This is a genomic window from Anabaena sp. CCY 9910, assembly GCF_963920875.1.
In the GTDB taxonomy this organism is placed as follows: domain Bacteria; phylum Cyanobacteriota; class Cyanobacteriia; order Cyanobacteriales; family Nostocaceae; genus Trichormus; species Trichormus variabilis.
On record NZ_CAWUDJ010000023.1, the window covers coordinates 16,959 to 29,412 of the forward strand.

At 44.2% G+C, this 12,454-nt stretch carries 12 protein-coding genes; 5 read left to right on the forward strand and 7 right to left on the reverse strand.

What is annotated here, in order from left to right; all coding sequences use genetic code 11:
• Positions 1–187: 187 nt before the first annotated feature.
• Together ACM5QX_RS17290 and rpoB are read right to left on the reverse strand one after the other, a co-directional pair.
• Positions 188–2,065 (reverse strand): DNA-directed RNA polymerase subunit gamma, encoded by a 1,878-nt coding sequence (locus ACM5QX_RS17290; protein ID WP_011320888.1) that lies wholly within the window; start codon positions 2,063–2,065, stop codon positions 188–190.
• A 134-nt stretch (positions 2,066–2,199) separates the two neighbouring features.
• On the reverse strand, positions 2,200–5,553 hold the full coding sequence (gene rpoB / locus ACM5QX_RS17295) for a DNA-directed RNA polymerase subunit beta (protein ID WP_011320887.1): 3,354 nt from the start codon (positions 5,551–5,553) through the stop codon (positions 2,200–2,202).
• On the opposite strand from rpoB, the gene ACM5QX_RS17300 reads away from it, so the two are divergent.
• The gene (locus ACM5QX_RS17300; protein ID WP_414754647.1) at positions 5,552–5,785 is read left to right on the forward strand and encodes a hypothetical protein; all 234 of its coding nucleotides are present in this window, start codon (positions 5,552–5,554) and stop codon (positions 5,783–5,785) included. The two genes, rpoB and ACM5QX_RS17300, sit on opposite strands and share 2 nt — an antisense overlap.
• 546 nt (positions 5,786–6,331) lie before the next feature.
• On the opposite strand, the gene ACM5QX_RS17305 is transcribed toward ACM5QX_RS17300, so the two are convergent.
• Together ACM5QX_RS17305 and rpsT are read right to left on the reverse strand one after the other, a co-directional pair.
• Complete coding sequence (locus ACM5QX_RS17305) at positions 6,332–7,117, reverse strand: TatD family hydrolase (RefSeq protein ID WP_414754713.1); 786 nt, start codon at positions 7,115–7,117, stop codon at positions 6,332–6,334.
• 86 nt (positions 7,118–7,203) lie between these two features.
• A complete protein-coding gene (gene rpsT, locus ACM5QX_RS17310; protein WP_414754648.1) occupies positions 7,204–7,497 on the reverse strand; it encodes a 30S ribosomal protein S20 in 294 nt (97 codons plus the stop codon).
• 728 nt (positions 7,498–8,225) lie between these two features.
• Here rpsT and hisD point away from each other — a divergent pair.
• The 4 genes from hisD (at position 8,226) to ACM5QX_RS17330 (ending at position 10,588) form a co-directional block, all read left to right on the forward strand.
• Positions 8,226–9,527 (forward strand): histidinol dehydrogenase, encoded by a 1,302-nt coding sequence (gene hisD, locus ACM5QX_RS17315; protein WP_414754649.1) that lies wholly within the window; start codon positions 8,226–8,228, stop codon positions 9,525–9,527.
• Between the two features lie 221 nt (positions 9,528–9,748).
• Complete coding sequence (locus ACM5QX_RS17320; RefSeq protein ID WP_414754650.1) at positions 9,749–10,174, forward strand: universal stress protein; 426 nt, start codon at positions 9,749–9,751, stop codon at positions 10,172–10,174.
• Positions 10,175–10,201: 27 nt separating this feature from the next.
• Positions 10,202–10,435, forward strand: coding sequence for a Uma2 family endonuclease (locus tag ACM5QX_RS17325; protein ID WP_414754651.1), 234 nt, complete (start codon positions 10,202–10,204; stop codon positions 10,433–10,435).
• Positions 10,436–10,459: 24 nt separating this feature from the next.
• A complete protein-coding gene (locus ACM5QX_RS17330; protein ID WP_414754652.1) occupies positions 10,460–10,588 on the forward strand; it encodes a hypothetical protein in 129 nt (42 codons plus the stop codon).
• Positions 10,589–10,594: 6 nt separating this feature from the next.
• Here the strand turns inward: ACM5QX_RS17330 and ACM5QX_RS17335 are convergent, their stop codons facing one another.
• From ACM5QX_RS17335 to ACM5QX_RS17345, 3 genes are all read right to left on the reverse strand, one after another.
• Positions 10,595–10,981 (reverse strand): hypothetical protein, encoded by a 387-nt coding sequence (locus ACM5QX_RS17335; RefSeq protein ID WP_414754653.1) that lies wholly within the window; start codon positions 10,979–10,981, stop codon positions 10,595–10,597.
• 203 nt (positions 10,982–11,184) lie between these two features.
• Positions 11,185–11,628 (reverse strand): hypothetical protein, encoded by a 444-nt coding sequence (locus ACM5QX_RS17340; protein WP_414754654.1) that lies wholly within the window; start codon positions 11,626–11,628, stop codon positions 11,185–11,187.
• On the reverse strand, positions 11,625–12,353 hold the full coding sequence (locus ACM5QX_RS17345) for a hypothetical protein (RefSeq protein ID WP_414754655.1): 729 nt from the start codon (positions 12,351–12,353) through the stop codon (positions 11,625–11,627). Before ACM5QX_RS17345 ends, ACM5QX_RS17340 begins: the two co-directional genes overlap by 4 nt.
• Positions 12,354–12,454: the final 101 nt, after the last annotated feature.

A 12,454-nucleotide genomic window follows, 5' to 3' on the forward strand; every position in this document is an offset into this window, starting at 1 on the left:
TAGTCCTTAGTCATTGGTCATTAGTCATTAGTCATCTCTTACAAAGTTATGTTCGGAGGAAACCTCCGCTCAACGCCACTTGCTTTCCGACGCAGAGCGACAGGAACGCAGTGGCTCGACTTTGCGCTTAGTCAATAGTCCCTAGTTTTTGCTATATAACTATGGACTATTGACTTTGGACTCTTAACTAACTGGCAAGTGCTTCTTGAATCGCTTTATTGTAAATAACGCGACCTGGAGTAGTGCGTACATACTGAGAAATTAAATTTCCCTGAGCGTCTTCTCTGACTCGGCGATACTTATAAAGTACAGTCCGGCTACCATCATCGTTATTTGTCACTTCCAGGGGGTCTGTATCTGGCTGATCAGATTCCACTTCCCCATCGAACCGCACGTAGATGTAGGCGTGTAAGTCAATTTGCTCTTGTTGGAATGCCATAATTACGTCATCCAGAGAAGCAAAATATTTACCTGCACCTTTTGTAGCACCTGGGTTTTCCGCAGTCAGGTAATAAGCCCCCAACACCATGTCTTGGCTAGGTGTGATAATTGGTCTACCTGTAGCTGGCGACAAAATGTTGTTAGAAGCCAGCATCAATAACCGTGCTTCCGCCTGACTTTCCAAGGATAGGGGGACGTGTACCGCCATTTGGTCGCCGTCAAAGTCAGCGTTAAATGCAGGACACACCAAGGGGTGGAGTTGAATGGCTCGACCTTCCACCAAAATTGGTTCAAAAGCCTGAATACCCAAACGGTGTAGGGTAGGCGCACGGTTGAGCATGACTGGGTGTCCTTCAATCACCTCTTCCAAGACATCCCAAACACTGGGGTCATTGCGAGAGATTAACTTTTTCGCAGCTTTGATGTTATTCACCATACCGCTACGAATCAGGCGATTAATCACAAATGGCTGGAATAGTTCAATAGCCATTTCTCTGGGCAAGCCGCACTGGTGAATTTTCAGCTTAGGCCCAACCACAATTACAGAACGTCCAGAGTAGTCAACCCGTTTACCCAACAAGTTTTGCCGGAAACGCCCTTGCTTCCCTTCAATAATGTCAGATAAAGATTTCAGGGGTCGGTTGTTCGCCCCAACTACAGTGCGTCCGCGACGACCGTTGTCAATTAAAGCGTCTACTGCTTCTTGCAGCATCCGCTTTTCGTTCCGCACAATAATTTCCGGCGCGAGAATTTCTTGCAGTCGTGCTAGACGATTATTCCGGTTAATTACCCGGCGATATAAATCATTCAAGTCACTGGTTGCAAACCGTCCACCATCTAACTGCACCATTGGGCGCAAATCTGGAGGGATGACAGGAATCACTGTCATCACCATCCACTCTGGCTTAGAACCGGTAGCAATGAAGTTGTCAATTACCCGCAGGCGCTTAATGAGTTTTGCTCGTTTTTGTCCTTTAGCACTGCCAATTTCTTCCCGGAGGCTTTCCGCTTCTTGCTCTAAATTAATATCAGCCAGCAAGCGCAACAGTGCTTCAGCACCGATACCTACCTCTACACCTTGCAACTGAGAATCTTCACTATAGATTTGGTCTTCAATTTCTAACCACTGGTCTTCACTCAGTAGCTGCTTGTAGGTTAGGGTTTCGGCATTACCTGGACTGAGAACAACATAAGAGTTGAAATAGACAATCTGCTCCACATCCCGCAAAGGCATATCCAGCAGAATAGAAATATAGCTAGGAATCCCTTTGAGATACCAAACGTGAGCTACTGGGGCGGCAAGTTTAATGTAGCCCATACGGTGGCGGCGTACCCGTGACTCGGTAACTTCCACACCACAACGCTCACAGACAATGCCTCTATGGCGGACTCTCTTATACTTACCGCAATGGCATTCCCAATCTTTCGCGGGGCCAAAAATGCGCTCACAAAACAAGCCATCCATTTCTGGCTTGAGAGTCCGGTAATTAATCGTTTCTGGTTTGGTGACTTCACCTACGACCTGACCATTAGGTAATGTACGCTCACCCCATTGGCGAATACGTTCTGGTGATGCCAAGCCGATTTTAACGTAGTCAAACTGATTAGTTTGGGCGGGTCTCATACTTAAGTGCTGAGTTCTGAGTAAAGTATTCAGTTAAAAGTCATGAATCAAGAGATTTGTAGGGTCTGAGTGCTGAGTTTTCATCCTCAGCACTCGGTACGGGCTAAATGCTCCACTACCGCTAACAGTCATCTCTATTCGTCATCGTCCAATGATTCGCGGGATAGCGATTCATAGGTTGGTCGGGGTGGTGTACGGCGAGCTAATTGGTCTGCCATTAAATCGACTTCGACATCCAAGGAACTACCATCAGCTTGGGTTTCTACTTTATGTACGGCAATGTCTAACCCCAAGGATTGCAGTTCTCGCATCAATACCTTGAAGGATTCTGGTGTTCCAGGTCGAGGAATGGCCTTGCCTTTAACGATCGCATTTAATGCTTCGTTCCGTCCCTGCATATCGTCTGATTTCACTGTCAGCAATTCCTGCAAGGTATAAGCTGCACCGAAAGCTTCCAATGCCCATACTTCCATTTCCCCAAAGCGCTGACCACCTTGTTGGGCTTTTCCACCCAATGGCTGCTGAGTCACCAAGGAGTAAGGACCTGTAGAACGAGCGTGAATCTTATCGTCTACTAGGTGTACCAGTTTCAGCATATAAGCTACGCCGATAGTTACTGGTCGGTCAAAGGGTTCCCCTGTACGACCATCGAACACCATGATTTTGCCGGGATCATCTGGGTTATAAACCCAATCTTTCCCTGTCTCGTCTCTGGCTTCTTGCAATTTGCCATGCACAATGCGGCGAGATGACTCTTCTCCGTACATTTCATCGAAGGGAGTAATCTTAAACCTGACACCCAAGGTATGACCAGCCCAACCCAATAGACACTCAAATACCTGTCCCACGTTCATCCGGCTGGGTACACCAAGGGGGTTGAGGACAATATCCACAGGGGAGCCATCGGGTAAGTAAGGCATATCTTCTATGGGCAATATGCGGGAAATAATCCCTTTATTACCGTGGCGACCTGCCATTTTATCCCCAACTTGGATTTTCCGCTTCTGGGCTACATACACCCGGACTACCATATTGGCTCCTGGTGGTAGTTCGTCTCCTTGTTCGCGGGTAAATAGGCGCACGTCCACGACCCGCCCTTTTTCGCCGTTGGGTACACGGAGGGAATTATCTCTTACATCCCGTGCTTTTTCCCCGAAAATTGCCCGTAGTAGCTTTTCTTCTGGTGGCTGGTCAGATTCACCTTTTGGTGTCACCTTGCCTACCAGTATGTCTCCAGCTTCTACCCAAGCCCCAATCCGAATGATTCCCTGTTCATCTAACTGACGTAGGGCATCTTCCCCGACGTTAGGAATTTCTCTGGTAATTTCTTCTGGGCCTAGTTTTGTCTGGCGGGCTTCAATTTCATATTTTTCAATGTGAATTGAGGTGTAAATATCATCCTGTACCAGTCGCTCGGAAATTAAAATCGCGTCTTCGTAGTTATAGCCTTCCCAAGGCATATAAGCGACGACGATATTTTGTCCCAGTGCCAATTCCCCGCCTTCCGTGGAGGAGCCATCAGCTAGCACCTGACCAGCAACTACACGCTCACCAATCCGTACCAGGGGTTTTTGGTTGAGACAGGTATCTTGGTTAGAACGCTGATATTTGGATACTGTATAGCGAATTTCTTGTCCTTTCTGACTGGTCAGTTGTCCGTTGTCAGTGCTTTTGCCGCTAGCTGCGGGTAATTGCCCACTAACTCGGACACGTATTTCTGTAGCATCCACGTAGACAACGTCCCCATCGGTACGGGAGACAATTACCATCCCTGAGTCTCTGGCACCTTGGGCTTCTAAGCCTGTTCCCACTAGCGGACGCTCTGGTTTCAGTAGAGGTACAGCTTGCCGTTGCATATTGGAACCCATGAGGGCGCGGTTCGCGTCATCATGTTCCAAGAAGGGAATCATACTGGTAGCTACAGAGACAATCTGTACTGGTGATACAGCTACGTAGTCTACTTGTTCCGGTGTTGTGGTGGAGAATTCCTGACGATAGCGGACTGGTACTTGGGGACCAATAATGTGGCCATTTTCATCTACAGGAATATCCCCTGGTGCTACCCGCAGGTCATCTTCTTCGTCGGCGGTCATGTAGACTGCGGGTTGATCAAATCTCACCCGTCCGTTTTCTACTGGTCTAAATGGCGTTTCTAAGAAGCCGTATTGGTTAACGCGGGCGTGGGTGGCTAAGGAACCAATCAAACCGGCGTTGGGTCCTTCTGGTGTCTCAATGGGACAAATCCGTCCGTAGTGGGAGGGGTGGATATCTCGCACAGCAAAACCTGCCCGTTCTCTGGTTAAACCACCAGGTCCAAGGGCTGACAGACGGCGTTTGTGGGTCAGTTCTGCTAAAGGATTGGTTTGATCCATGAACTGACTTAATTGGCTAGAGCCAAAGAATTCTTTGATGGCGGCTACCAATGGCTTGGGGTTAACCAAGGATGCTGGTGTTAATACTTCCGCATCAGATACGGTCATCCGTTCCCGGATGATTCTTTCTAGGCGGTTTAAGCCTACTCTGACTTGGTTTTGTAGCAATTCACCAACGCTTCTTACCCGACGGTTGCCTAAGTGGTCAATGTCATCAATACTACCGATGTCATATTCCAGGTTGATCAGGTAATCGACCGCAGCCAAAATATCGCCAGAGGTGAGGACGCGGACGGTATCGGGGACTGATAGGCGTAGTTTTTTGTTGAGTTTGTATCTACCGACTCGACCCAAGTCATAACGTTTGGGGTCGAAGAAGCGGGAGTCTAACAATTGTTGCCCACCTAGTACGGTTGGTGGTTCGCCTGGTCGCAGTTTACGATATAACTCCATCAGAGCTTCTTCTTCGGAAAACTGCCCTTCTTTCTCGATGGTTTTTTGGAAGTACTCTGGGTGGCGCAGGGCATCAAAAATTTCGTTATCTGATAAGCCGAGCGCTTTTAATAGTACTTGGGCTGAGAGTTTGCGGGTTTTGTCGATGCGTACCCACACCAAATCGTTCCGGTCTGTTTCAAATTTTAGCCATGCGCCCCGGTTGGGGATGAGGCTGGCTGAATATGTCCGGCGACCGTTTTTGTCGATTTCTGATTTGTAGTAAACTCCAGGCGATCGCACAATTTGATTGACAATTACCCGTTCGGCTCCGTTAATAATAAACGTGCCGCGATCAGTCATCAAAGGTAGATCCCCAATAAATACTTCCTGCTCTTTGATATCCCCGGTTTCTTTATTTAACAGGCGGGTAGGGACATACATTTGTACAGCATAAGTACTGTCGCGGCGTTTCGCTTCTTCGACGCTGTACTTTGGCTCCTTAAGTTTGTAATTATGTCCTAAAAAATGCAGTTCTAATTTGCCTGTATAGTCTGTAATAGGACTAAAGGAGTTAAGTTCTTCGATCAGCCCTTCTTCTAAAAACCAGCGAAAGCTTGAACGCTGGATTTCAATCAAGTCGGGCAACAGAAAGGCGGGTTCAATATAATTTTCGCTAATCATGCCTCTACCTTTGTCAACCTGGTTAAATTTTTTAGATGACACTACAGCTAGTGTCTTTAGCCGTTTGGGAACTTCTCCTGTATGCTCACCTGATTATTTACAGGCGATGGCAAACGCAGCAATTGAAGCTGGAGAGTGTGATTTTGACAAGAGGGGTAATAGCCCCCAATTGCTAGTCAAGAGTGTTCCTATCGAGCTACGCAGCCGATTTCCCAACAGCAGTTGTTTGTAATATTTGGGAATTTGATCTGTTTTCCTCACTTACCCTCCCAAAAGCGCGTTAATTTGCATGACGCAGCTCTAACCTTTTGTCTTACCGATATACCTTTTATACTCGCGGGGGTATCTCGAAATAAAGGAAATTAGCTGCATTATGGAGGTTTTGAATGAAAATGGCCTGATTTTGCTGGGTTTTAATCACGAGGCAATTTCTTTTAACAATTTTCTATAGGTTCAATTACAGGCTTTGTGTAGCCAAGGTTTATCTCAATTTGGGTTGAGATTATCCGCTTGTAGAGGTAGGAGGATGGTCAAGTTGATAACTTTACAAAATCACGTTTAGGAGTTACTAGTTCCTTCCTTCATCATTATGACGCACACAAAATGTTTTGGAGGGATTAATCTTAGCATATTTTTGTCCTCCTAGCGGTTTATTTATTTTGACGGAGAGCTAAAGGAAAAAGGGATCGGAAATTGGGTACTGGGGATAGGGGAAGAATCTATTGAGAGTTTAAGAATTTTTCTCCCTATACTCTGTCTTGTTTCTATTGAGTCAGTTTTATAACACCAGACCGAATAATTCACAGGCATTTTGGGTAGTTTGAGCAGAAATTGCCTCTAGCGTTTCTCCACGTAACGCGGCTATTTGTTCGGCTACATGGCGTACATAAGCAGGCTCATTCCGCTTCTCTCCCCGTTTGGGAACCGGTGCTAAAAAAGGACAGTCTGTTTCAATTAGTAGGCGATCGCTTTTTACCATTGCAGCCGAGGCTTGAATAGTCTTGGCGCTTTTGAAGGTAACTGTGCCGCTAAAGCTAATATAAAAGCCTAAGTCGAGAAACCACTGGGTTTCTTCTGGCGTTCCTCCCCAACAGTGCATTACACCCCGAATTTTATCGCCTGTGCGCTCCTGCCATTTTTCCAAGATTTCTCTTACCGCCACTGCCGCATCCCGACAGTGAATAATTACTGGTAAGTTGAGTTGGGAGGCGATCGCTAATTGTGCCTCAAATACCATGCGCTGTTGCTCATCGTTATCGGCTTTGTAGAAATCCAGCCCCATCTCCCCAATTGCCACTACCTGAGAATCGGAACGAGCTAAAGATAAGATTTGCTCTCCTGTGTCGCTTTGCCATTTATCAGCATCCAAAGGATGCAGCCCTACGGCAAAACTCAGTTCGGGAAATTGGTGAGCGATGGCTTGAATACTAGAAAATTCCTCCGGCTCAACACAGGAATGAACTAAATGTACAACTCCTGCTTCTTGCCAGCGCGATCGCACTTCTGCCAAATCTGGCTGGAAGGTGTCAAAATTTAGGTGTACGTGGGTGTCAATTAGCTGCATCATTTAGTCGTTAGTCATTAGTCAATAGTCAATAGTCAAGAGTTATGAAAAAAACTGTTGACTTTGGACTATTGACTCTTGGACTATTATGCTGTTTGCTCGATGGGTTTGAGTTTGCTGGCGAGTCTGGACTTTTTCCTAGCCCCGTTGTTGGGATGGAGTACGCCCCGTTTGACTGCTTTGTCAATTCTGCTGTAAGCCGCAGCTAGGCGTGTTTGCGCTTCCTGTTTTGATTCTGGAGTAGGATTAGCCGCATAGGCTTGTACAGCGCTTAGGTAATTTTTCATCAGTGTCTTAACTGATGATTTGTAGGTTTTGTTACGTACCCGATTGCGTTCTGCGATTTGGGCGCGTTTAAGGGCAGACTTATTATTAGCCACAGTCGATTCCAAAAAGAAAATTATATGTACACACACTACTAGACTTACTAATATAGCATTTGTGTTGCCAATGTGAGAATTTAGGAAAATTTTTTCAGTCAGGTTTTTTCTGAAGCTCAGTAAGCATATATGGGTAACAAAATCAACAATAAGATCACTAGTGTGTGCTAAACCGAAGAAAACAGTTTAAAATAAGGTACTCTAATCAAAAAATATCCATTCTCAAATTCTGACAAACTTAGTCAAGTAGTAAGAACACCAGTTGTTTAGTCCGTTACCAAAATGAATTCAATTTCATGAAAAACGGTAAGGATTGATCAGTTGGAGTAGCGGTATAAAAGCCATTACATCATCTATCTACGACCAAGACTAGTTACTAAAAGATAAACATAAGTAAAAATTATCATCAGAGCCTGTTTTTCCTGATAAATTACACGAGAACTAGATGTGCGTCAGCACAATCCTTCTACTCAGAAATTTAAGGAAAGAGGTTTAAGGGAATGAGGGATTGGCGCTCCTACTCCCTGCCGTAGTCAATAAAGGCAATCGGACTGAGAAATTTATTTGCCTCCCCAAGTAAATCAGGTGCTGGGTGCCTTGGGGGAGTATCAAAAAAATCCAGGTTAAGCTAGAAGAGAGAGTTAAATGAAGCTTGGTATCCTTTGGGGTAAAAAGTAAAAATAATTCTCAGGCGGGTATATTCTAAATTTTGGCATTGTCCTTACTCCATGCTGCGAATCATTACTCAGCAGGCAGATGTTAAAGCAGAACTGCAAAGAATCTGCGATCGCACTCACGACGAACAGGTGCTTCACAAGGAAGCAACTGTGCGGGAAGTGTTGCAAGCAGTGAAACGCCAAGGCGACAAAGCTGTTTTGCATTACACAGATGAATTTGACAATCAAATTCTCAAAGCTGAAGAGTTACGCGTTACAGGTTCAGAACTGGACGCGGCTTACCAACAGGTATCCAAGGAACTGCTGGAGGCGATTCAGCTAGCTAGCCGCCAAATTGAAGCTTTTCATCGTCAGCGAGTCCCCAAAAGCTGGGTACACTTTGGCGATGATGATATTGTACTGGGCAAACGCTACACTCCTGTAGACCGTGCGGGTTTGTATGTTCCTGGTGGTCGTGCTGCTTACATCAGTACAGTGCTGATGAACGCAATTCCGGCGAAGGTGGCTGGTGTACCGCGTATAGTAATGGCGACACCACCAGGCGCACAGAAAGCGATTAATCCCGCAGTGTTAGTAGCAGCTCAAGAAGTTGGAGTACAAGAAATTTATCGGGTAGGAGGGGCGCAAGCGATCGCTGCTTTAGCCTATGGTACAGAGACAATCCCCAAGGTAGATGTAATTACTGGGCCTGGTAACATCTATGTCACTTTGGCGAAAAAACTGGTTTACGGCACTGTGGGGATCGATTCCTTAGCCGGGCCTAGTGAAGTGCTGATTATTGCCGATGAAGGAGCAAATCCCGTCCATGTAGCCACTGATATGCTGGCACAGGCGGAACACGATCCAATGGCGGCGGCAATTTTGTTCACCACAGACCCAGCTTTAGCGAAGAATGTCCAAGTAGCAGTGGAAAGACAATTGGTAGATCATCCACGGCGGATAGATACCGAAAAAGCGATCGCTCATTACGGTTTAATCGTGTTGGTAGAATCCCTAGATGCAGCCGCAGAACTCTCCAATGAATTTGCACCAGAACACCTAGAGTTAGAAGTTAAAGATCCTTGGGCTGTACTACCCAACATTCGTCATGCAGGAGCGATCTTTCTTGGTTATTCCACACCAGAAGCCGTAGGAGATTATCTAGCCGGCCCCAACCATACTTTACCTACATCTGGTGCTGCCCGTTATGCCTCTGCCTTAAGTGTAGAAACTTTCCTCAAACATTCCAGCATCATTCAGTATTCCCAAACTGCACTCAATAAGGTAGCTGGAGCCATTGACACTTTAGCCACAGCCGAAGGTTTACCCTCTCACGCTGACTCAGTGAAGCGGCGAATTCAGCAAGATGAATGATGAGGAATGTTTAATTTTTTCCTATACTTTTGGCAAAAGTTACTCAGTGGTTGCAAACTGAGACTCTGGCCAGCTAGACCCTCAAGGACAAAAAGCTCCGGATAGGGAAGACCTACCATACAAACTTAGAGCTAATTTGAGTCATTGATTGTAGGTGTAGCTGCCAGTACGCTTGGTTTATCTACTTGTATCAGGGATCTACTCTGGAGGAGGCAACAGCAGTGGTAAAAAATGTTTTGGTAGCGCTAGATGGTTCAGAAATTGCCCCACGAGTAGTTCAGGCATTAGATGAATTAGTGTTGTCACCAGATGGCACAGTAGTTTTGTGTCATGTGTTTCCTACAGCAGATTCAGAGATGGAATTACCTGCTGACCTTCCCCACCCAGAATCTACTACAGGTTCTTATTTTCAAATTGAAAAACAATTGCAATCTTATCAAGATAAGTTATCAGTTAAAACTGAATTAGAACTGGTGACAGGAAACCCAGCCGAAGAAATTATTCGTTTATCTAATATTTATCAAACTGACTTAATTATTATTGGCAGTCGCGGCTTAACTGGCATGAAGCGCATTGTGTCAGGTTCTGTCAGCAATCAAGTAGTAGAAGAAGCTAATTGCTCAGTTTTGGTAGTCAAGCCCAAGTGAGGTTAGAGGTTTTGGACTTCTCAACAAATGGTTATTGGTGTTCGTTCTCCTCGTGCAGGGCAATGGGATACATCAAGAGTTCCTGATATGGTTGTGATTCCATTAGCTCAATGGCGAGATTTGAGAAACCGAGAAGCAGTGATGGAACTGAACGAACAACCTCCTTTGTTGGTAGTGGAAGTTGTGAGCGAATCAACAAAAACTGTAGATTATCGAGCCAAGCGAGTTGAGTATAACGTTCTCAATATTCCAGAGTATTGAATTGTTGATCCATTAACCAACAAAGTGACTGTTTTCAGCTTGATTGAGGAATTATATGAGCCAGTGGAGTTTGTTGCTACAGAATCTATTCAATCTCCAACTTTTCCAGAGTTGAGATTAACCGTTGAGCAAGTTTTATCTGCTGAGGATTAGAGGTTTTTATTTTTCTTGAGTTGTTAAAAACTGGCGCAAACTTAATAAACTCAAGGTTTGTCCCAAATTCAAGGGTAAAAGTGACACCCCTTCTAAACGCGACTGTACCCAACCGTCTCCCCAGTACCATTCATGAAAACCATCGATACCGCCACTGAGTAGCAAGCGCAAACAGTTGGGCTTGGCTACATCTACTCGATGATGAATTGCTACTGGCCCAGCCCAGGTTGTAAACTGCAATCCTTTGTGTAGTTCATCTGGTATTCCTGGTACGAAGCGTTGTCCCATCACCCATTTTTCTAGTTGTGCTGGACGCAGTAAACTATCGTGAATGGTATTTGCGGATGCTGCTATTTCGATTCGCAGTTGGCTTTGTTGAAAATTACCTAGCATTTGTAAAAGCGGGATGAATATTAGGTTGCTATAGCCATCCTAGATCATGCTTGAACAAGAAGAGGGAGTTATAAGTTACTTTTGTCACATCTACATCAATAAGTTGGTGTATAACAATACAGTTGAGACGACGCAAATAGTATATTGAATTCAACAGATAAGCTCTCTGTGTTTGGCTCCAACGTTGTGTTAGCTTGCCGCACTTACACAGACCATGATCTCAGATTGATTTCAATTTCATAATAATCACCTTTTGAGTAAAATAAATCAACAGTATCTATTCTCAATACATGATAAACCAAGCTCTTAATCTGTAAAGCTAATGTCGAGTGACCCGTCGGAACCAAATATACTTTTTTCCACTCTTTCTCGGAAAGTTTTTTTCTTAAGTTTAAAAGAATTTCCTGATATTGTTCAATTATAATTTCTTTGTTTTCAAAATTTAAACTTCCGGAACTAGCAATGTAAAGCTCTCCATGAACAAATCTTGAAGGTATATCATGAAAACTTTGATTTGCAATAATTGTTAATGAATAATCATCCAACTTTCTTTGGTTGAGTTCATGAACCAGAGTCTTTTTTAGTTGCTCTAATCCAATCTCCTCTACATATGTATCGATTAGTTTAGATAAGTCATCTCCATTCATTTCAATGCACCTATATTGCGAATATCATTCTTGAAGAAATCAAACAATGGAGTGGCGGCTCCAATTCTGATAGCAGGTACCGTAGTATGACCCTTCGCATTAGTAAAAAACTTAATCCAAATACCCAACTCAGTGTAGATAAACATATATCTCAGTACTCTGTCATGTTCAATCAAGTCTATGTATTGACTTCCATTAAACTGAGACTGAACAAGCGATTTCAACTTACTTATCCCTGTATTTATATCAGAAAGCCCAGATGCGCTGTCTTTTAGATACTTTGATGCTACTGTTGATACTCCCACATGACAGATGACAGTCCTCCTTTTGTTTCTAATACGTTCTTTTATTAAGTCAATGTTGTCTTCAACAAAACGAGATGAATAATGAATACCTACTACTAGTATCTTTGCTCTAACCCATTCTTCTGGCTCTGATACTTCCTTGGAATTAATAACACAATCTACCAATCCATTTCGATGAATTCTTTCATCTCCCCGAATAGATCGGAATAATTCGTAAACTAATTCTCTACGCGCGGTTTCATCAAATATCCACTCTATCGTTCCAACGAAGAGGAATAACGCACCAATATTAGCTAGTATCCCATCAACTTGAATTTTTAAGAAGGTAAATTGAAACCCATTACCAATGAGAATTAATAATAGACCAACAATAATTAATTTTTGTTGCGCTATAACAGCAACAAGTTTTTCATGTTTCATCTCTGTTTAATAACAAAAGTAGCAGCGATAACTCGACTAAAGTGAAAGTGATTGTCTCATTGACCTTTCAGATGACCATTGAATTTTCACTGAAAACTCTT